15 protein-coding genes are annotated in these 20,447 nt (G+C 57.0%); 8 read left to right on the plus strand and 7 right to left on the minus strand.

Going from position 1 to position 20,447, the window contains the following annotated elements; translation table 11 throughout:
* Nucleotides 1–8 precede the first annotated feature (8 nt).
* Nucleotides 9–1,349: a carboxylate--amine ligase gene (locus SO156_RS20570; RefSeq protein ID WP_498536061.1), complete on the plus strand. Its 1,341-nt coding sequence runs from the start codon at nucleotides 9–11 to the stop codon at nucleotides 1,347–1,349.
* An 82-nt stretch (nucleotides 1,350–1,431) separates the two neighbouring features.
* Here SO156_RS20570 and SO156_RS20575 read toward each other — a convergent pair whose 3' ends face one another.
* Together SO156_RS20575 and SO156_RS20580 are read right to left on the minus strand one after the other, a co-directional pair.
* Complete coding sequence (locus SO156_RS20575) at nucleotides 1,432–2,430, minus strand: UDP-glucuronic acid decarboxylase family protein (protein WP_498536062.1); 999 nt, start codon at nucleotides 2,428–2,430, stop codon at nucleotides 1,432–1,434.
* A gap of 92 nt (nucleotides 2,431–2,522) precedes the next feature.
* Entirely contained in the window at nucleotides 2,523–3,887 is a 1,365-nt protein-coding gene (locus SO156_RS20580; protein ID WP_498536063.1) for a polysaccharide biosynthesis/export family protein, read from the minus strand.
* A 295-nt stretch (nucleotides 3,888–4,182) separates the two neighbouring features.
* Between SO156_RS20580 and SO156_RS20585 the strand changes: the two genes are divergently transcribed.
* The 5 genes from SO156_RS20585 (at nucleotide 4,183) to SO156_RS20605 (ending at nucleotide 11,258) form a co-directional block, all read left to right on the plus strand.
* Complete coding sequence (locus SO156_RS20585) at nucleotides 4,183–5,661, plus strand: undecaprenyl-phosphate glucose phosphotransferase (RefSeq protein ID WP_498536064.1); 1,479 nt, start codon at nucleotides 4,183–4,185, stop codon at nucleotides 5,659–5,661.
* 4 nt (nucleotides 5,662–5,665) lie between these two features.
* On the plus strand, nucleotides 5,666–7,621 hold the full coding sequence (locus tag SO156_RS20590) for a Wzz/FepE/Etk N-terminal domain-containing protein (protein ID WP_498536065.1): 1,956 nt from the start codon (nucleotides 5,666–5,668) through the stop codon (nucleotides 7,619–7,621).
* The gene (locus tag SO156_RS20595) at nucleotides 7,618–8,826 is read left to right on the plus strand and encodes a glycosyltransferase family 4 protein (protein ID WP_498536066.1); all 1,209 of its coding nucleotides are present in this window, start codon (nucleotides 7,618–7,620) and stop codon (nucleotides 8,824–8,826) included. Before SO156_RS20590 ends, SO156_RS20595 begins: the two co-directional genes overlap by 4 nt.
* A 93-nt stretch (nucleotides 8,827–8,919) precedes the next feature.
* On the plus strand, nucleotides 8,920–10,260 hold the full coding sequence (locus tag SO156_RS20600; RefSeq protein ID WP_498536067.1) for an O-antigen ligase family protein: 1,341 nt from the start codon (nucleotides 8,920–8,922) through the stop codon (nucleotides 10,258–10,260).
* Between the two features lie 44 nt (nucleotides 10,261–10,304).
* Complete coding sequence (locus SO156_RS20605) at nucleotides 10,305–11,258, plus strand: class I SAM-dependent methyltransferase (RefSeq protein WP_498536068.1); 954 nt, start codon at nucleotides 10,305–10,307, stop codon at nucleotides 11,256–11,258.
* A gap of 570 nt (nucleotides 11,259–11,828) precedes the next feature.
* On the opposite strand, the gene SO156_RS20610 is transcribed toward SO156_RS20605, so the two are convergent.
* The 5 genes from SO156_RS20610 to SO156_RS20630 all read right to left on the minus strand — a co-directional run bounded on the left by SO156_RS20610 (nucleotide 11,829) and on the right by SO156_RS20630 (nucleotide 17,193).
* The gene (locus SO156_RS20610; RefSeq protein ID WP_498536069.1) at nucleotides 11,829–13,169 is read right to left on the minus strand and encodes a glycosyltransferase family 4 protein; all 1,341 of its coding nucleotides are present in this window, start codon (nucleotides 13,167–13,169) and stop codon (nucleotides 11,829–11,831) included.
* Nucleotides 13,170–13,189: 20 nt separating this feature from the next.
* Nucleotides 13,190–14,455 (minus strand): nucleotide sugar dehydrogenase, encoded by a 1,266-nt coding sequence (locus SO156_RS20615; protein ID WP_498536070.1) that lies wholly within the window; start codon nucleotides 14,453–14,455, stop codon nucleotides 13,190–13,192.
* A complete protein-coding gene (locus tag SO156_RS20620) occupies nucleotides 14,452–14,604 on the minus strand; it encodes a hypothetical protein (RefSeq protein ID WP_498536071.1) in 153 nt (50 codons plus the stop codon). The genes SO156_RS20615 and SO156_RS20620 overlap by 4 nt, the downstream gene beginning before the upstream one ends.
* A gap of 243 nt (nucleotides 14,605–14,847) precedes the next feature.
* Entirely contained in the window at nucleotides 14,848–16,164 is a 1,317-nt protein-coding gene (locus tag SO156_RS20625; RefSeq protein ID WP_498536072.1) for a glycosyltransferase family 4 protein, read from the minus strand.
* A 12-nt stretch (nucleotides 16,165–16,176) separates the two neighbouring features.
* The gene (locus SO156_RS20630) at nucleotides 16,177–17,193 is read right to left on the minus strand and encodes a polysaccharide deacetylase family protein (protein WP_498536073.1); all 1,017 of its coding nucleotides are present in this window, start codon (nucleotides 17,191–17,193) and stop codon (nucleotides 16,177–16,179) included.
* 585 nt (nucleotides 17,194–17,778) lie between these two features.
* Here SO156_RS20630 and SO156_RS20635 point away from each other — a divergent pair.
* Complete coding sequence (locus SO156_RS20635; RefSeq protein ID WP_498536074.1) at nucleotides 17,779–19,260, plus strand: oligosaccharide flippase family protein; 1,482 nt, start codon at nucleotides 17,779–17,781, stop codon at nucleotides 19,258–19,260.
* On the plus strand, nucleotides 19,257–20,390 hold the full coding sequence (locus SO156_RS20640) for a glycosyltransferase family 4 protein (protein ID WP_498536075.1): 1,134 nt from the start codon (nucleotides 19,257–19,259) through the stop codon (nucleotides 20,388–20,390). The genes SO156_RS20635 and SO156_RS20640 overlap by 4 nt, the downstream gene beginning before the upstream one ends.
* The last annotated feature ends 57 nt before the right edge of the window (nucleotides 20,391–20,447 follow it).

Here is a 20,447-nt window from a genome sequence, read left to right on the forward strand (position 1 = left end):
GGGCGAACATGACTGCGCCGGTCCCTGTGCTCATTTTGAAAACGGGGTGCTATCCCGTTCACTACGGCGGGCTTGGCATTATTCGAAGCCTAGGGCGGTTGGGGATACCCGTATACACGGTTGCCGAAGATCACTTGGCCCCGGCGGCTATCTCCAGATATCTGACAGGAAGCTTTTTTTGGAACGCGGGTCACCTGCCAAAGCATGAGATGCTTGATAGGTTGGCGAGGATCGGCAAAAAGCTCAACAAGCCCACAATTCTTATTCCCACTGATGATCTGGGTGCGATCCTAGTCGCCGAAGAGTCCGCCACGCTGCGACAGTGGTTCGTATTTCCTGACATATCCACCGGCATGCCGCGGAATCTCGCGAACAAAGAGATGTTGTATGCGCTTTGCCGCCAGATAGGCGTGCCGTGTCCGACTACGCGATGCCCCACGTCGATCTCAGATGTATACCAATTTGCTGAATTCGCGAGCTTCCCGATCGTCGTTAAAGCCGCGGCGGCGTGGCTCGGTCCAGAGGTGCGAGTATCCATTGTTCACACAGTACGGGAGCTTGTCGACATCTGGCATCGCATAGGCAACTCGAATAATCCGAACCTCCTTCTCCAAGAATACATTCCCGGTGGAGAGGACTGGTTCTTCCACGGCTACTGCAATAGCTCATCGGATTGCCTGGCGAGTTTCACAGGAATCAAGCTGCGGTCATATCCTCCACACGCTGGTGTCACGACGCTAGGCAGATCCGTAACCAACAACGTTTTGCTCGGTCAGGCCGAGGAGTTGCTCAAACTGATATCCTATGCGGGCATAATGGATATGGATTACCGCTTGGACGAGCGAGACGGGCAATACAAGCTTCTGGACTTCAATCCACGCATTGGGGCGCAGTTTCGTCTGTTCGTGGACGGCAATGGCCTCGATGTCGTGCGAGCGCTCTACCGTGATCTCACCGGACAGAACGTGCGCCGCTCGAGCCAGGTCGAGGGACGCGTCTTTGTCGTGGAGCCGTACGATCTCTGCGCCAGCGTGAACTATTGTTGGCGAGGCGAACTGTCGGCCGCCTCTTGGTTAGGTACACTGAACGGTCGCAAGGAGTTCGCCTGGTTCAGCTGGGATGATCCGCTGCCCTTCCTGGTTGCTTGGGCTCGCCTTGCCGTCCGGGGTGTTGCCAAAGCAACCCGCACTGGATGGTTCAAGTGCAAGGTCGCCTTCCGATCAGTTGGCGTAGCTCGAGAGCGCAAGCTTGACCGGTTAACTTCAATCCGACGGCACGGGTTGTGGGTTCGCTTCGTCTCGATCGGAGGTGGACTATGGCAGTATCTGGCACGGCCGTGGTGGGACTAGCGAATGCCTGTGATTTAATGCTTCCGGTGCTTCGAGGTACCCGAGTCTATTCTTAATGCCGAGACTCACGCAGCGCGAGCCGCTATTCGGCGGCGATCGGATGCGGCTTCTCCTCGTGCAATCGGCGCGCCTCGTCGCGGCGGAAAAATGCAACAGTTGGTCTCAGTCCGTCTTGCAGCCGGATGGTCGGTTGCCAGCCCAATTCCCTCTTGGCGAGGGAAAGATCCGGTCGACGTTGCCTTGGATCGTCGCGGGGCAGCGGTAAATGGACGAGTTTTGACGAGGAGCCGGTTTCCGCAAGCACCAGTTCTGCAAGTTCTCGAATCGTAAATTCTCTGTCATTTCCAAGATTGACCGGTCCGGTGAACGAAGCTCGACCGTCCATCAGGCGCACTAGACCATCAATCAAGTCATCCACGTAGCAGAACGAGCGAGTTTGGTTGCCCTCACCGTAAAGCGTAATTGGCTCGCCGCTGAGTGCCTGAATAATGAAATTGGAAACGACCCGACCGTCAGCCCGATGCATCCGTGGCCCGTATGTGTTGAAAATGCGAGCGATCTTGATGTCAACACCGCACTGCCGGTGATAATCGAAGAATAGCGTTTCAGCGCAACGCTTTCCCTCATCATAGCAGGACCGAGGGCCAATGGGGTTCACATGGCCCCAATAATCCTCAGTTTGAGGATGAACGGCGGGATCGCCATAGACCTCGCTTGTCGAAGCCTGCAAAATTCGACATTTTAGCCGCTTGGCGAGGCCTAACATATTTATCGCGCCGTGTACCGACGTCTTTGTGGTCTGCACAGGATCGTGCTGGTATTGGATCGGCGATGCGGGGCAAGCCAAATTGTAGATTTCGTCGACCTCGACGTGCAAAGGAAAGGTGATATCGTGACGCAGAAATTCAAAGCGTGGGTTTGAGTGCAAATGTTCGATGTTGTGCTTGGTTCCCGTGAAGAGATTGTCCACGCATACAACCTCGTGACCGTCTGAGAGCAGCCGATCGATTAAATGGGAGCCCAAAAAGCCGGCTCCTCCGGTGACGAGAACGCGTTTGCAGCTGTCATAATTGCGTCGCATTACAATCGCCTTTCGAAATGAATATGCCGATGCTGCACTGTGCCAGCGTTCCAGTTGCCGAGAATTGGATTCCGGAGTCGCGGTAGCCCGCGCTACCTCTTCCCAACGCGTAGCGAACCGTCCCCGGCCACATCGCTCCGGGCTATTCCTGATGGGACGCTCGAATTGGTCAGTTTACGGGGAGGCAGGTCAGGACCGTCCTGGTATCGGAGGGTGATCTCGACGGCGTCGCCCGGCTGCAACTCGGTATCTTCGGTCGCGACAATACGTTCCTGCCCATTCTCGCCCTTCCTGACAATGAGGATCTCCGCTTGATTGACGGCTCCTCTGACAAGTTGTGATCTCACCATCGAAGTGTACTGAAGTTTTTCGCCGACGCTCTGCAGCTTCTCGCGAAGCTGGTTGAGCTTCACGCTGGTGTCTTGCAACTCGCGGAGCAGGTCCAGCCTGCGCTGGTCGTCGAGCTTTTCCAGCTTCCTGGCGAGGTCTTCCTGTTGTTTCTTGACCTGCAGCAGTTGCGCAGAGGTCTGTAGTTTCCGCGTTGACGACAACAGAACCGCGCGACGCGCATCCGTAACGCGAGGGCTCGTTAACGATCCCTTGCCGAACAGATCGGATGTTTTCTGCAGTTCTTCGAGGTCGGTCTGAAATCCCTCCTCCTCCTTCTTCTGCTGCTCTGACAGCACGCGGACCTCCTCGTCTCCCTGTCGCACGCCGCGCTGAAGGAACGCCTTTTCCTGCTGATAGTCACTCTGCTTGGTCTTCAGATATTCCGATTCCGCATGGACGATTTCCGAAATCGCCGATCGCGCTATGGGTACGTCGGTCAAAGTGCCCGTATTGATCTGCGCACCCTCTCCAAGTTCGCTCTTGATGCGCCACAGGCGCGCCTGTTCCTTGGCGAACTCCGTCCAAAGCGATCCATACTCGCTTCTCAAGTCCGCTGACTCAAGATACGGGTTGTTCATTCGGAAATGCATGACGTCGTAGCCGCCTGCCAAGGCGACGAGTTGGCGCGCTGTGATGGATGGACGGTAGGGATACTCACCCGGTTTTGACACGTCCCCGTTGGCGTAGACCGGCCTATATTCCACCACGGTCGCCGTGACCTCATCTGCGCCTATCACGATGACGACCTCACGGCCGTCCGAAGTCCTCTGGCGAAATACCTTGCTGGCCAGTGCGGTCCCGATTTTGGCTCGGAGCTGCGGCAATGACAGGCCGGCTACCGGAAGCGCTCCGACCAGCGGCAACGAAATATTTCCGTCCATTTGTACGGCCGCACGGTTCCGCAATTCCGGTATGCCTGCGACCGCAACCTCAAGTACATCTCCAGCGCTTACGGAATATTCAGCATTTGCCTGAGCGACGGAAATTGTCAGGCCAGCGGCTACCAAGCCCCACTTGATGCAACAATCGAGGTTACTGCCGAAGACATCGATACGGAACGTGCTCACCGGGCGAAATCCTTCAATCTGTTTTGGGGCTGAGCTCCTGCCAACGATCCAGACGGCCGATCCGCAAAGCTCACTTTTGTTATCCGTTCCGCACTGGGTTGTTCAGCCCCTTCCTCGCTGCGAATCCATCCCCCCATTGGGGAGGCGCTCGACCGGATTGCTGCGCGAACTTTATTCCTGCAACGCCGCAGCTCAATGGACCATCGTAGTTACCCATTTATAGGCAATTCCCATCCAGTGACTCGGACGGTACGGATTTAGAGGAGGGGACGGCGCGAGAGGGTGATTGATTGCTATGAATTATGCGTCCTTTACCAATTTGCCGGCTTCCACCGAGCTTCCGGAGCATTCGGTCGATCGCAGCACGGCGGCGCCGCGCGCCGGTAGGCGCCGATTGGCTGCTCTGTTGGTGCTGGCAGCAGCTACCGAATTCACGGTCGTAGCCGTCGCGGCCTACTTGGCAAGCGCTGTCTATCTATCCTCGCCAGACCCCGCCAAATACATTTCGGAAGCCCTTCTCATTTCCACATTGAACTTGCTTGTTTCCATAGGGCTCCGACAATATTCCAGGATTCAGACGCAGCCCCGTCACGTGTTCCTGTGGAACGGCGCCTGCGGGGTCCTGCTCGCATTCTCCTTCTTCCTCTCGACGATGTTCCTTCTGAAAATCGCCGAAGATTACTCGCGCGCGACTGCCACGGCGCAGGCTGTGAGTGTCGTCCTCGCGGTACTCTGCGTAAGAACATTATGGTTCTCGTTGCTCAAGACTGCCGTCGCGGCAGGACTGATCGACGCCAGGCGCATCATTGTCATAGGCGACGCGGGTCACCGTTTGCCCTTTTCCGCTCGAGCGACGGCCTACGGAATCCGGACCATCGGCTCGTTCGAGTCTCCGATGATGAGCGCCCACTCGTCAGTACAAGCCTGCCATGGCGCCGTCCAAGTTCTGCCCGACGCGCGCCAGTTGGTCGCGGATTGCCGTCGACTCCGAGCCGACGACATTGTCATCTTTATTTCGCAGCAAGACGTTTCAACGGGGCTCACGCTTGCGAGCGCGCTATCAGACCTTCCAGTTGATGTTCACGTCCTCCCCGTAGGATGGATCGATTTGATGCCTATGTCGCGGATTACTCAGTTCGGCAACATGGTGACGATGCGGATCTTCCAGTCCCCCCTTACTCCGTTCAGCAGAGCAATCAAACGAGCATTTGACATCGTTGCCGCAATCATTGGGTTTCTTTTGGCGAGCCCGTTCTTCGTTATCGTGCCGCTCGCGATCAAGCTCGATTCGCATGGGCCGGTATTCTTTCGCCAGACGCGGCACGGATACAACAATGAACGCATTCGCGTAGTGAAATTCAGAACGATGGCCGTGATGGAGGAGGGGGACAACTTCAGGTCCGTCACCAGACACGATCCTCGTGTGACCCGCCTAGGGCGCTTCTTGCGCCGCACGAATATCGATGAGCTTCCGCAGTTGTTCAATGTCCTGGTCGGCGACATGTCGATCGTCGGGCCCCGTCCACATCCAACCGCGCAAAACGAGCTATTCGCAGAGCTGATCTCGTCATTTTTCCGTCGCCACAACGTCAAGCCTGGCATTACCGGCTGGGCACAGGTCAACGGGTATCGCGGCGACACCGATACCCTCGAGAAGATGCAGCGTCGTGTCGAGCATGATCTCTACTATATCGACAACTGGTCGCTTCTTTTCGATCTGCGAATCGTCCTCCTCACGCTCTTCTCCAGGAAGGTCTACATGAACGCCTATTAAGAATTTGCAGGAAGACAATGCGCCGCCGATACGGCTGCAATGTGAGGCGATATCATTCGCAAGCGCAGTTGTCGTCATCCGGCTAGGTCCACCCGAGCTGTTGCCTTGGTTTCCCGATATGCTGCACGTTGGAACAGATAGTCGTGTAACAAACCGCCGAAGCGCTCCCGAGCGCGTGCTTTCTCCGGCCGAATTTGTCGCGGCATGTAACGCGTTCGTCCGCCGCCGGATGTCAATTCTGATAACCGTGCCGCTCCTAAGCGTCGCCATTGCACTGCTGTACCTCGCCGTCGCGACCCCCAAGTTCACTGCCGAGGCGGTGCTTCTTGTTGAATCCAAGCGAACTGACCAGCAGACCCCAGATGCGGGACCCCCGGTGCCGCTCATGGACAGCCAGGTCGAAATTCTGAAATCCGAAAAGATTGCGCTTTCGATTATCCACAATCTTCAGCTGACGACGGATCCAGAATTCGTCGGCCACGGTAGCGGCTTAGTCGGAACAGTTATGGAACTACTCTCGCGGATTTTCACATCGGGATCAGATACGGAATTTGCGCTTACGCGACGCGCCCTGGAACGATTTGATCGCAGGCTCACGGTTAAACGTGTCGGTCTCACCTACGCCATCAGCATTCAGTTTGAGTCACCCCGTCCCGAACGGGCGGCCGAGATCGCCAATGCCGTTGCACGGGCATACACGGCTGATCAGATGGAGGCGAATTATGAATCAGCTCGCGTGGCAACCGAATGGCTTCAAGGGCGCGTAGATGCGCTGCACGACAAGGCAGCTAGCGCCCAGAAGGCAGTGACAGACCGAAAGGCGGCGCAACCGTCGACGAACCAAGACCAGCTGGAGCTCCGTGACCTGGAGATTTCCGCGCAAGCCTATCGACGGCTCTACGATACTTTTCTTCAGCGCTACCTAGAGTCGACCGAGCAGCAATCTTTCCCCGTTTCCCAGGGGCGCCTGATGACCGTCGCCTCTCCTCCGGTGAGGCCCAGCTCACCCAAAACGTTCCTCATACTTGCAGCCTCGATCGCCGGTGGGATTTTTGCCGGAATTGGCCTTGGCTTGTTGCGTGATGTGTCTGACCAGACCTTTCGTACGCGCGACAAGGTGGCGGCAGAACTTCAAGCAGACTGCATCGGAGTCATCCCGGCGGCTATCGCGGAGAGCCCGGTGAGGGGCCCGCTACATTCGAAAACGATTCCAGCTCGTGCAAAATCAAGGACGATCGTTTGCGCCGATAGTCTTATGCGGAACATTGCTGACGCACCGCGCTCACACTTCAGTGAGTCGTTCAGGGCCGTGAAGCTCGCGGTCGACATCATGACTCGCGGCGGAAAGCGTCTCCAAGTCATTGGCGTCACATCGGCGCTTCCCAACGAAGGGAAGTCGACGGTTGCTGCGTCTTTGGCGCAACTCATGGCGCAGGGGGGAGGCCGGACCATTCTACTTGATTGCGATCTACGAAATCCGTCGTTGTCATCGACGCTCGCTCCCAGCGCCGCCCTGGGCATCCTCGACGTTACGTCTGGACGGGCGAGGCTGGATGACGCGACGTGGATCGATCCTGCTACAAACCTGCACTTTCTCCCGGCGACTAACAGCTCACAGCTGGCTTATACGAGCGAGGTGCTCGCGTCTGAAGAGATGACAGCGCTATTCAAGACGCTGCGCGAGAGTTACGAATACGTGATAGTCGACCTCTCGCCGGTGGCACCATTTGTGGATGTCCGCACCGCTGTGCATTTGATGGATTCGTTCATTTTCGTTGTCGAATGGGGCCGCACAAACATCGATGTGGTGAAAAAGAGTCTCGACGTTGCCGGTGACGTCTATGGCAACCTGATAGGCGTGACTCTCAACAAGGCTGATATGAATGCACTTAAACGGTACGGGGAAGTCTTTGAGTCCTATCCCGAGCGCTATTCTCAAGAACAAGGTTCGTGTAAATGACCGTGATGCCGCCGCTGCCGGCGAGTACGACGTCAGAGAAACTGACTCGAAGCGCCGAAGCACGCCGCGGGGCAGCAGTTCAGCTCGCGGCGCGGGATTCGCATCCGAGTGAATCCGTGACAGTCGCTGCAAGGCCAATCCATGTGTTTGTGGCCACACCCTTCGGCGAGCGCGGCGAGGGAGGCATTGACCGGCTTGCGGACGCAATTACCTCCGCGATCGCTTTACGTAACGATCTCAATGTCCAGATTACACGTTTGACTACGAGAGGGCGCGGCAGCCTGCTCTTCTCTCCCATCGTACTTTCATGGGCCATGGCACGGTTATGCGTGGCATCATGGCTCGGCAGGGTGAGTGTGCTCCACATCAACGCGGCCTCATATGGGAGCTTGTATCGAAAAGCGCTGCTTGCAGCGGTTGCGCGCCTGCTGGGTATTCCGTACGTGGTTCATCTTCATTCGGGAGCTTTCGACGAGTTTTGGCAATCGGCTGGACCGTGGCTGGACCGGGTCATCGTAGAGTTTCTGCGAAACAGCGCTACTATCATCGTGCTCGGGCGGTATTGGAGCGAACTCATAGGCAGCCGTCTTCCAGGGATGGAAGGCGAAGTCGTGATCCTTCCGAATGCGACCGCGTCCGTCGCAACAGCGGCGGAGCCGGCGAAGGATGGACGGGTACGGATCTCCTTCTTTGGAAAATTGGGAGAGATGAAGGGCACTCCACAGCTGATTGGAGCGCTCGCCTCCTTGCGTAATCGATCCGACTGGACGGCCACGCTAGCGGGGCACGGAGATGTGGCTGGCACGCGTGCCAAGCTGCTGGAGCTGCAGATTGCGGACCGCGTCTCGGTGCCTGGATGGCTTGCTCCTGCAGCGATTGCGGATCTCCTGCGCCGGACGGACATTCTGGTGCAGCCGTCATTCATCGACAATCTGCCAATGGCCATCCTCGAGGCGTTTGCTCAAGGGATTCCAGTCGTGGCAACGCCGGTTGGTGTGGTGCCGGATGTCATTGAGCAGAATGTCAATGGGCTTCTTGTCCAGCCCGGCGACGTGCGGGCACTGGCGGATGCATTGGCTGAATTGATCGCCAATCCGGCGCTACGGCAGCGCCTTGGCGCTTCGGCGCGGTGCGATCACGCAGCTCGGTACGAAATGAATGGCTATCTTTCGCGTCTCGCGGAAATTTGGCGAGGCGCCGCGTAATTGGTCTTCACGCGTTTCCTCGCTCTCGTGGAGACCATTGGGGCAGCGCGTTGATCACGTTCGGGCGGCCTGCCGGTTACTAGGATGCACGTTATGTATCACGTCATCGGACGCCTGGTCGAGCAAGCGCCGGAAGAGCAAATCCATCAGCGAACAGCTGTCGGGTTGCTGTGTTGTCTAATTTTGGTGTTCATCTATCCCTTCATGTTGTTCATTTCCGACGTCGATCCGTCCGTTCCCATGGCATTTCAGACTGAAAACAAGACGATCTACTGGCTCCGGTATGTCGTTCCGTTGGTATGTATCGGCTTTGCTCTGGCATGTGGCAAATCGAACTTCCTTCGCCACCTATCCCCCGCGCTGTTGCTGTACAGCGTACTGTGCCTCTTGTCGGTCACGTGGTCTGAAGATCCTTACCCATCGTTCAAATATGGCTTGCGGTTGTTGTTGTACGTCAATGCAGTTGCCGCACTTTGTGAGGTGTTGAGACTGGAGATAGTGTGCCGCGTGCTCGTGAAGATAATTGCGTTCATTATTCTCTCAAGCGTCGCCATGGCGATCTTAGCTCCCGGCTACGGAACGCATCAGGTTAGCGACGTGACTCAGAGCGTGCATGCCGGACTATGGCGGGGCGTAACAGTTCACAAGAACGAGTTGGGCGCGATAGCCGGTTGTGCAACGATCGCGTTTCTCTTTTTCGGTCATCTCGGCTCGCCACTACTTTTGTTTCGTCTCATCTGCATCGCCGCTTCGCTTGCTTGCCTGATATTCGCCGGCTCGGCCGGAGGACTGGTGTCCGCAATCGTTGTGCTGGCCATATACTTTGCAATCTTTCTCACGTGGCCCTGGCCTGCGGCATTTACCTGGCTGTTTGTGTTTATTGTGGGGGGCGCTTTGGCCATGGTGTTCTTGGCTGCGGATGTCGATATGCTTTCCTTGCTTGGTAGAGACAGCACACTGACCGGTCGTACGTCGATATGGGAAACCGTACTTCCGATGATTGCTGATAGCCCGCTGATTGGACATGGTTACTATACGGGACCAACTGCTGTCGCCGGTCCGCGCTTGATCGAGTTGTTCGGTCCGGCCATCTCAGATCCACACAACGGATATCTGAGTCTATTGCTCGATACCGGAATAGTCGGCCTTTCTTTGTATTTGTATTCGGTTCTGTGGGTTGTTTTTATGGGGACGGCCCAAGCCAAACATGAAGGGCGCGTACGGCGCAACTGCTTCCTGTTTCTCGTGATAACTCCCATTCTGGGGCTAGTGTTGACGTTCTTCGAGGGGCATCCTGTTGGAGACGAGGCCAGCATCGGAACTCTGAACTTCTTCAGCCTGGTCGCAATTTACTCGTACGTGAAGCAGTCTGAGGCCAGACCTGAGGTCGCGCATGAGCGGGAGCCGGGCCGGGATATCGGGGTGCTGATCTAACGGGCTGCGCGGCGCATGCGATCTGCTCTTACCTAGGAGGTCAAGTGATCGAGACCATCGACAAGAAAAGCGCGGATCAAAGCTCTCCGCTCTCGCCGAGAATCGATGCGACGACCATTCGTCGTTATCGGGACACGTATGGGTTGGGTGACGAGATCGGGGAATATGAAGTCAGGCGACACTGGGAGGTGGAATCCGCGCTATCGCGGCGGCTGCTCGCGTCGGACAAAAGCACGCGCTGGTCCGTTTTTCAGGAGTGCTATACAGAACTCTATTCGACGCTTCCATGGTTGAATGAAAGCGAAAACGTGCCAGCGGAGTCGCTGCGCCCATGGCTGAAACTAATCCCGGAGCGGGCTAAAGTATTTGAAGTTGGTAGCGGCAAAGCGCACCTACTAAAATACCTGGTGTCGCAGGGTTATGATTGTGTCGCCACGGAAATTACCCAAGAGAGGGGTGAGAAGCACGCGATAGGCGGGAGCAATTTGAAGTGGCATATCACAGACGGCGTAAATTTAGCCAAGTTCGAGTCCGCTTCGAGCTATGATGTCGCGATTTCGACGTCAGTCGTAGAGCATCTTCATCCGGACGACATGTTGGATCACCTACGCAATGTCCGAGAAATTCTAAAGCCGGGCGGTCGTTATATTTTTGTTACGCCCCACAGGGGAGCGGGGCCGTCAGACGTTTCGAGAGTTTACGGGTTCGACCGCGCTGTATGTATGCATCTGAAGGAGTATAATTTCGTAGAGCTTGGAGAGCTTCTGAGACACGCAGGGTTTCTATCGCCCAAGGCCGTTCTATTCCGTCAACGACCATTCAAGGTCGGACCGCTCGCGAGCGGATTGTTTTTCAAATATTGCTGTGCATGGGATCGAATAACCCGCATATTGAACCTTTCACCCAGGCATGAATTTTTGTTCCGGAGGGCACTGCGGCTGGCATTTGTACCGACCACCATTTGGCTGGTGGCCGAAAAAATGCCGTTACGCAATTGAGGCCATAGAGCGAGCGAGAAATCGACGTCTGTTCGCCGCGTCGAATGTGCGAACAAATCCCAAGCCGATGATCTGGAGGCCGGAAACAATCATCATCGAGTACACCACGCACGACCGTTCCAATGAGGTGCTGGCTGGAGCAACCTCCCTATTGGCCGTGTGCTCGTAAGCTGGTGCGCATTTGCCGCGTGGGTTGAGGATGTGTCAGCACAAGGCGGCGGCTCGACGGTAGGTCGTCCTGTCGGTGTTCAGCATACCCGTAGCGACTGACATGCCCTCCATTGCATTCCGGAGGCGCGTCGGCGGTGCCTGTTCGGAGCTCGAATGCGCAGGTCGAAAACGGCGAGGCTGCGCAGCGCACTCGGGCGCGCACCGCACCCTGCCTAGGAACGATCCTCGAAACTAGATATGTCGCCAGGGCTTACCTGTCCGTTCCGCTGTTCATACAGCCTGCTTCAGAAGCTCGGCGGAGGAGCAGTGGACCGGCCGACAGCGGCCAACGTCATCCTGTTCGTCGTAGGGCTGAGGGTTTTTCTTTCTGCCTCCCCCTGATCGGGTTTCCGCGCGGCCTCATCGTCCGGTCAGCGCTCGATCCACCTCATCCGCGGACGATTTCTTGGCAAGCATGTTTGAGTAGGCGCGCTCACGTTCGTCCAGCGCCCGGCTATACGCCTGAAGCAATTTCGGCGCTTCGTAATTCCATGCAAACCTCTCCTCGATACTCGTCCGACCGAGGGCGCCCATGCGGGCGCACGCCCCCGGATCGTCCAGAAGAGCCAGGAGCTTTTCGGCAAAATCTATCGGATCGTTGGGCTTCGCATAGAGTGAAGCCTCGCCTGCGCTAAAACGTCCTTCGGTAAGCTCGAACTGTACGATTGGTTTACCAAGCGTCATATACTCGAGGACCTTATTCATCGTCGATTTATCGGTCATCGGATTCACAGGGTCGGGGTCGACACACACATCCGCCGTCGACAGGATCTCAAACAACGTATCGTCGGGAGCGCGGTCGGTGAACGTCACGTACTCGCCAAGGCCCATTTTCTCAGCGAGTGCTTTGAAATCCTGCAAGCCGGGTCCGCCTCCGACCAAGCAGAACTGCACGTCCCGACGGCCCAACTCGTGGATCATGTGAGCTGCGGCCTCGAGCAGCAGGTCTATTCCTTCCTGCGCACCCATGACGCCTACATAGCCGACAAGGAATCGCCGCCCACAGCGCCATGACGGATTGGGCGCACATGCCTTGACCCGGGCTGGATCCGGCCCGCTCCGCACGACGAAGACGTCTTCGGGCCGCTTTCTACCGCGTGCAATGGCGATCTTGCGATAGCTGTCATTTGTGGAGATCACCACGTCGGCGGTCTTAAAGGTTAGCCACTCGACCAATTTCAATGCGCGCCAGAAAAGGCCACGTCTGCCGAATTTGGATTCGTACATCTCCGGGCCGATGTCGTGGTGATCGAATATAAACTTCTTCCCAAGTAGCTTGAATGGGAGAGCCACCAGAAATATCAGGTCCGGCGGATCGCAGCCGTGAATAACGTCAAAGCCATGCCTGAAGTGTATGAGCAGCGCGAGCCGCATTTCATGTATCAGCGCGGCCGAGTATTCCAAAAGGAAGCCTAAAGCCCCCTCTGCCTCCACGGGCAGCGAGTGACGATAGATGTGAATGCCGTCCAGGAGTTCGTAGCGCTTGGTGTGCGCCTTCCCCTCAGGACAGATGACCGAGACGAGGGCTCCTGCATCGCGAAGTGTGCGTGCTTCCTGCCACACGCGTCGATCGAACGGTACTGGTAGATTTTCCACGATTATGAGCACCTTGCGGCCGGCCATCAATCCCTGGGCTATCCCGTTGGTGTTCGACTGCGCCGGTGCGAGCTCCACTGCGTTCGAATGGCTGATCTGGTCCATATGCCGGACCTCCTGGGGGGTCAGAGAGAGCTGATGTCTACGACCTTGGCGGTCTTCAGCGTCAGCTGTTTGGAAAGTCCGTAAGTGTCGATTACCAGGTCGAAGCTCCGTTGCTCCACTTCCCCCTTGGATATGAGCAACTCGCCTATGCTCGGCAATTGTGAGTACGTGTATCCCAGGTTCTGACCCATGAGCTGCTCCGGTTTCACCGAGACGTCATAGATCGAAAGCTCGTAACCATTCTGAAGAATGCGACGAGCGAGATCGATTTGTGCGCTTTCGCGCAAATCGTCAGAATTCGGCTTGAACGCCAGGCCGATCATAAGAATGACGGCCTTCGCCGGCAGGCCGTCAACGCAACGGTGAAACAGAAACCGCTTATGTGCTTCGTTGGAGCGCAGTAACGCGTCGATCACGTGGCTATTTGCGCCCACGTCTTCCGACATGTGATGCAGTGCGCGTACATCCTTCGGCAAGCATGAGCCGCCAAACGCGCCACCAGGCCTCAAATATCGCGGCGAAATATTGAGCTTGTGATCTGCAACAAAGATCTCGTGAACCTTGCTGACCTCGACGTCCATGCCCACGCAGATGCGGGCGATCTCATTGGCAAACGCGACCTTCAAAGCGTGAAACGAATTGTCGACGAATTTGGTGAATTCCGCCTCTCCGTAACGGGTCACGAAGGTGGGAGCTGTCATGTTGGTGTACAGTTCCTGCAATCGCCGGCATGGCTGCCCGTCGGCCGTGCCGATGACGATCTTGGGCGGCTCGAAGTAGTCTCTAATTCCTTCTGACTCGCGCAAAAATTCAGGGTTGTAGACAATCTCTACGATTTGATCGATGGGACAGCCGAGCACGGTCTCGAAGACTGGCCTGATTAGTCCACTGATGGATCCTGGTCGCATGGTGCTGCGATAGACCACAGTGAGCTTGTCCTTGCGCCCGCCAAGCTTTACCGCGTTGGCGATTTGCCGGGTGACTTCCGCAACCATGGTCATGTTGTGAGAGCCATCCGGAGCGCTCGGCGTTCCGACACACACCAGGGCCACCTCGGCGTTAGCCAGTGCCGGCTGTGGCTCAGCGACGATCGAGAGGCGGCCCTCGCGTATACCAGCTGACAGTTGGGCATCGACGCCCGGCTCATGGATCGGAGAGCGTCCCAGGGCGAGGATTCTTCTTTTCTCCTCGTTGATCTCGACGCCAATCACGCTGTGGCCTTGCCTGAGTAGGCACGCGGCCACCGTGATACCGACATAGCCCATGCCGAAAATCGCAATATTCAATCGATCCTCCTGCGCTGTCCCTGGCAGGCAGCCGCCCGCGTACGCGGCGCGATACTGTCAGTCACTGCAACCAGTGCTTGATTTCGGATTTGATATTCCTCGGTCGGCTCTCGCAGCCCATTGAACATTTTCATCTTGAAGGCGATCATGCGGCCTGCGCCCATGCTGTTTCTTGGACATATCCAGTCTCCTCCGCCGACGCCGTCTTCGAGAGGTGAACGTGGAAGGTCCGAGTACAATAGTTGCAAAAGTCCCCACGCGGGCCTGCCAATTGGGATTACCCAACTCGGTTCTGCTTATGGTTTCAGCTCATGAATGGTGCGCCGTGGTCGACTCGGGCTGGAAGTCCCAGGACACGGCGCGGGAGATCTATCGAATTGATGCATGTAGGATTACTGGTGGCTCAAAAGCGCTTGGAAAAACTCCTTGTAGCCTTCGACCATGCGATCGGCTGCGAAGTGCGCTTCAACGAACCGCGAGGCTGCAATCCCAAACGCCGTTCGTTTCGCGGGATCGAACAAGGTCTCAAGAGAACACACCAAGTCCTCAGTATCCCCGACCGGAAACAGGAATCCTGTCTCCCCGTGACGTACAATCTCGGTAGCCCCACCAACATTGCTAATGACGACAGGGATGCCGAGCGCCATCATCTCCAAAGGCGCCAGAGGCAAGGTCTCCCCGAGACTGCAAAGGACCCCAACGTCGAAGGCGCTGACATACGGCCGCACATCTTCCTGCAGCCCAGCGAAGACAACGTGCTCCGCCAGTCCGCATGACCTCGTATATTCCTCAACATTGCGCTGCGTGGCACCGGATCCGACAAGAAGCGCCTTCGCTGGAACCCCGCGGCTGCGAAGCATGCGAATGGCGTCAACCAGCTGCTGATGATTCTTTTCCGGACGAAACCTCGCGCACATGCCAATCACGTAGTCGAGCGGTTCGAACCCCATCGCCGCCCGGGTCTGCTCTCTCCATTGTTGCGTCGAGCGAGGCGAAAACCGCGACAGGTCTATGCCGTTGTGAATAACCGTCGCATGATCGGAGCGGTAGCCGCGCTCTTCCCAAAGCCTCCGTTGATTCTGCGAAACGTAAATCAGCGCGTCTGCCCGAGCAAAAAGCGGCTTATATAGCGTGTTTAGAACGTGATCTTTGAGACTGAAAAGATATGACGAGTGGAATATGGAAACGAGTTTGGCCCCTGATGGTGCCAACCGCTGCGAGATAACACCGAACAGTAGCGGCCGCTGGTTCACTGCTACAACGATATCGGGCCGCTGTGCGCGAATTAGCCGCGACACTTTTCTCATGGTGCCGATGTTGTAGAGCTTGTTGCCATCGCAAGTCGCGACGGATACCACGTCCGACGTGAACGGCTTCCCGGGCTCCTCTTTGAGACTTACGATTGTGCAGAGGTGACCTTGCGACGCCAGAGTATTCGCCAAATGGAACGTATGGTTTTCCGCGCCGCCCCCGGGCTGAGCGACGTTCAGCACGAACATAATTCGCATCGGTTGACACGTTCTGGGGCTGCATGGGCGAGCAAGATCGTTCTGAAATCTGAGCGCCTCAACATTGACCGAGGCCGGCACCACCTTCAGGTCTTCCCGCCCAAAGGAACACGACACCTCGGGGGCTGCAGTGGACGGCATTTGATCATCGCGGTCTGCAATTTCCCTAATCAAGACGATCTCCGTGCGGCGTCTGGCCATGCTGCCACGAGACTACGGCCTCGCTGCACCGAGGCGGGCGCCAGCCTCGTGGACGCCATTCAAGTTGGCCTCAAACGACATTCGTGCCTCCAAGTGGCAGCCGACGCCTATGCGAGGTAAGGCAAAACGATTGAGACTTCCGTCGCCCAAATGGCCTTTCCGCGTCGTCACCGCTGTTGAAAAGCCGGCTTGCTCGGCAAGGTGATATTCACGAGGCCCGCATGCGCGGGCGCCACCATAGGGAAAGGCCAGGTGGCGAACAGGCAGTTCGATGAGGGTCTCCAGGTAGTTGCGATTGTCTTCCAGTTCGGCCCGTGCGGAGGAGGGGTCGAGTGTTGCGAGTGCCGCGTGTGACGCGGTGTGGGCGCCAATTGACGCCAGAGGATGGCGTGCAAGGGCTTGCAGCTCCTGCTCGTCCAGAAAGTATGCGTCGTTCAACGCCGATAGCGAAATCCCGTACCTATGGAAGGTGCCTTCGAGCAGTGAAGCGCGGCGGTAGTCCTCGTGAACCCATTGCGTTGCCGTCTTCAATCCGGCTCTCTTACTGAGAAAGTCCGGACAGTCAAACTCAGCATCCATCGGATCAATCGCGACATGGTCCTCTCGGCGAAAGAGTTCCCGCAGCCCGAGCCACCATGTCTTCATTGCGCGAGTCGGGGCGCCCGTTGGGACGTAGACCGTGAATGGTGTCTTGTTCCGCTCCAGGAGCGGAAGCGCCACAGAACGGACGTCTCGATATCCGTCGTCAAACGTTATCACAGCGTATCTCGACGAGTTCGGCTCGTTTCGCGCCAACGCCTGCAAACACTGATCAAGGCTGACGATGTGCCATCCTTGACGCTGGAGCCACTCAAGCGAATGCTGGAAGAGATCTACCGATGTGCCGGTCATCAGTTCACGGCGGAAATCCCGTTGTATTTCATGGAACATCACTATGACCGCCCGTCCGGCGAATAGTCGGCGGAATACCGGCATGAGCCCTGTCCAATGAATCCCGTATAGGATTCCATCTTTTACGAGTTGCCTCATTTCGCCTCCACAAGACCCGCCACGCAGCTGAGCTCGTGTACGCGGCATCGCTCCACGGCCGTAACAGATACTGCCACAATGGACTTGCGATCGATACCAAGCGGACCGCAAGCGGTGTTGACCCTTTCGGGTTACCCATATCGACCCCGGACTTCCCTTGCGATTGGACGGCGCGCCAATCTATCTTCAGGTCGCAATTCTGATGACCGGAGACGTTGTTTCTTTGGTGTGCGCGATCGGCCATGATCTGAGAGAATACGGTGCAAACCGGATTTCGCCTGATTGTCGACCCTGTCGACCGGCGACGCCGGGACGGCGTCGTGCAGGCATCCATGACGGGTCGGAGATTGCAATCGTTAACGCGCGAAAGCCGGTCGCGGAAGGCGCCGGGCGCTCAGTGATCCCTAATCGGCCGTTTGGTGCCAGCAATTGTTTACAGGCGCGCCATCGACGGAATCGTCCTCCCTGCGGGCCGCTCGGCTCTCGCAGCACTTTCTTGCGCTGCCACGTCGGTCCCGAGCCGCGCCGGGAAATTCAGGGATCTCGCGGTTACGGATTCCCGCCGAGCGGCAAAGGATGTTCTGCATGAAGGGAGCGCCCCTCAACGCCGCCGCAATGATCTACGCGAAAGTCGTAAGCTTCGCCGCGGGTATCGTGATCGCCCGGGTGATCGGGGCAACCCAGTACGGCATGATAAACGTTGCTCGCAGCGTGCTGGAAAGCTGCAGCATTGTGAGCCCCCTCGGACTCGATGTCGCTATGCAGCGCCATTTGGGATCGGCACCGGAACATCTTTCCGCACGACTAGGACAGCTGAGATTCTTCCGGCTCGTCACCTTCGGCCTTGCAATTATCCCTCCTTTGCTAGCAGCGACGGGTCTCAGCAGCTATGTCGAACAGTCGATCTACCGCTATCCGGACTTCGCAAATGTCCTTCTCGTAACGCTGATAGCGCTGCCTTTTGGAACGGACATAGCAGTGTTGGGCGGCGCCTATCGGGGTGTGTTGAATCCCGCGCCTTTCATGCTGGCAAACTTCGTGGTGCAGCCCACCATCCGATTGATAATTATGGGACTGCTGTTCATCCTTGGATATCGGCTATGGGCGGTCGTCGTTGCGACGTGCGCCTCATACATCATTTCCTGGGCAGTCCTGGCCTTGCTGGCCCGCAGGGACATGACCGGCGGGGGCTCCAGTGATCGATTGGATTGGACGGAGATCCGATCGGTTCTTGTATATGCCCCGTACCTGGGTGCTTCGCTCGTTTTCGTCGTTTGGATCCGGAGCGCCGACTCTCTCTTTCTTGGTCATTTCGGGAGCGCTAGGGATGTCGGCCAATATGCGGCCATTCTGATGATTGCTCAGCTGATCGGTCTCGTCGGCGAGGCGTTGGGGCAAACTCTGGGGCCTCGTGTTGCGCTCCGTTATCGGAACAATGACCTCACCGCGATGGAATTTCTTCTCGCCGAGAACATTCGTCGGATCACGCTGCTTTCGGCCCCAATATTCGCCGCCATTCTGTTCTGGGGCGATCGCATCGATCTGGTGCTTGGACCCACCTTCGAAGTCGATCCTCGTGTGGTCGCCCTCGTCAGCGCAAGAATCTTCCTGCAGACCATATTCGGATATAGCGGGTTCGCCCTTTCCATGACCGGATGGCATGCTCGGGAAACCTTGCTTCTGGGCTGCGGATTTCTACTTTCGGTGATTTTGTGTGCGGTGCTGGTCCCGCTGTTTGGACAGCTAGGCGCTGCGCTGGCAAGCTTCGCAACCATGTCGACCATAAATCTGGTCCGCTATGCCGTCGTTCTTAGGATCTTCAGAATTCGAATTATCGGAGCATCCGTGGCGGCTACGACCGCGTTGGCGGTCATGACGGCCGGCGCCGTATGGCTTTTGCTGCAACCGGTTGATAACCGGACCTTGGCGTTCACGGTAGCTGAAGCTGCAGTGTTTCTGGTGCTCTTTGCTGGCGCTTCATGGCGTCTGCTGATTACCGATCACGACCGAGACTACATTTTCGAGCTCTTTGGGCCATTTCGCGGATTGGTCAGGATTGGAAGATGAGAGTTGCACTCGTATCATTGCATTACGCTGAATATTCGTCGCGCCTCGCGATGGCCCTGAGCCGACAGCACGACGTCTTGCTCATTCTGGATTCAACCAATGCGCGATACGAGCTTTCAAGCGCTCTGCGCGACGCAATCATTGAAAGTCGGCTCGTTCGCTGGTTTCCCCGTCAGCGGCGGCTCAATGCACCAATTGAACTGGCCAGGCTCGTGTGGACGCTGCGAAGCTTCCGACCGGATGTGATCCATGTTCAGGAGATATATAAATGCATTCCGACCTGGGCGAATGACGTCCTGCGGTATTCGATACCGCTGGTGCTCACGGCTCACGATCCGCTTCCGCACAGCGGGGTTCTCGATCGAAGGGCCGCGGCCGCGGTTCCATGTCGCGCACGATTGCGCGAACATGCGGACCGACTGATCGTTCATGGAGACAGGTTGCGGAACGAGTGGGGCGAAAGAGAGCCTGGCGTTGCCCCGCGTATTGCTTCGGTCCCGCACGGCGTTCTTGGTAGCACCGTTCCAGAGGCGCTCTCGGAGCCGTCGACGTTTCTCTTTTTTGGGCGCATCGAATCCTACAAGGGACTCGAATTTTTTCTCAAGGCAGGAGCGTTGTTGGTCGAGAGAGGATTTTCGCCTCGCTTGATTGTCGCCGGTACCGGCTCGGATCTCGAACGCCATCGAGCGCAAATCGGTAGTATGCCATGGGTTGAGTTGGTGGACCGGCGGATTGATGCAGATGAGATCCCAAATTTGTTTGCGCGATCCAGTGCCGTCGTTCTCCCGTACACTGATGCCACTCAGAGCGGCGTTGCCGCGATGGCTTTCGGATTCGGGCGACCTGTCATCTCGACGAGTGTCGGCGGCCTGCCAGACGTGATTTGCGATGGACACAATGGTCTGTTGGTTCCCCCGAACAATGCGGAGGCGTTGGCAGAGGCGATGTCGCGGCTGATCGTAAGCGACAAGTTGCGTCAGGGCCTGACTTCGGGAGCAAGCGCCTATGGAAGCGCCGAATTGAGCTGGGACCGGATCGCTCGACAGACCTCCGCGGTGTATGAAAGTGCCATCATTGCTCATCGTCAGTCGATTGCTTGCGCAAAGGGTAATGCATTCTCGTGGAGATGATGTTGCAGAGCTTCGGGTTATGCGCCGTCTGCGGTTTCCTCGTGCTACACCTAGGAA

It is taken from the genome of Bradyrhizobium sp. UFLA05-125 (genome assembly GCF_059803515.1).

Excerpts from the sequence above, each read along its gene's own strand:
- SO156_RS20635 (WP_498536074.1), top strand. The coding sequence starts at position 17,779 with ATGAAGGGAGCGCCCCTCAACGCCGCCGCAATGATCTACGCGAAAGTC.
- SO156_RS20625 (WP_498536072.1), bottom strand. The coding sequence starts at position 16,164 with ATGGCCAGACGCCGCACGGAGATCGTCTTGATTAGGGAAATTGCAGAC.
- SO156_RS20640 (WP_498536075.1), top strand. The coding sequence starts at position 19,257 with ATGAGAGTTGCACTCGTATCATTGCATTACGCTGAATATTCGTCGCGC.
- SO156_RS20630 (WP_498536073.1), bottom strand. The coding sequence starts at position 17,193 with ATGAGGCAACTCGTAAAAGATGGAATCCTATACGGGATTCATTGGACA.
- SO156_RS20610 (WP_498536069.1), bottom strand. The coding sequence starts at position 13,169 with ATGGACCAGATCAGCCATTCGAACGCAGTGGAGCTCGCACCGGCGCAG.
- SO156_RS20595 (WP_498536066.1), top strand. The coding sequence starts at position 7,618 with ATGACCGTGATGCCGCCGCTGCCGGCGAGTACGACGTCAGAGAAACTG.
- SO156_RS20585 (WP_498536064.1), top strand. The coding sequence starts at position 4,183 with ATGAATTATGCGTCCTTTACCAATTTGCCGGCTTCCACCGAGCTTCCG.
- SO156_RS20620 (WP_498536071.1), bottom strand. The coding sequence starts at position 14,604 with ATGATCGCCTTCAAGATGAAAATGTTCAATGGGCTGCGAGAGCCGACC.
- SO156_RS20600 (WP_498536067.1), top strand. The coding sequence starts at position 8,920 with ATGTATCACGTCATCGGACGCCTGGTCGAGCAAGCGCCGGAAGAGCAA.
- SO156_RS20570 (WP_498536061.1), top strand. The coding sequence starts at position 9 with ATGACTGCGCCGGTCCCTGTGCTCATTTTGAAAACGGGGTGCTATCCC.
- SO156_RS20575 (WP_498536062.1), bottom strand. The coding sequence starts at position 2,430 with ATGCGACGCAATTATGACAGCTGCAAACGCGTTCTCGTCACCGGAGGA.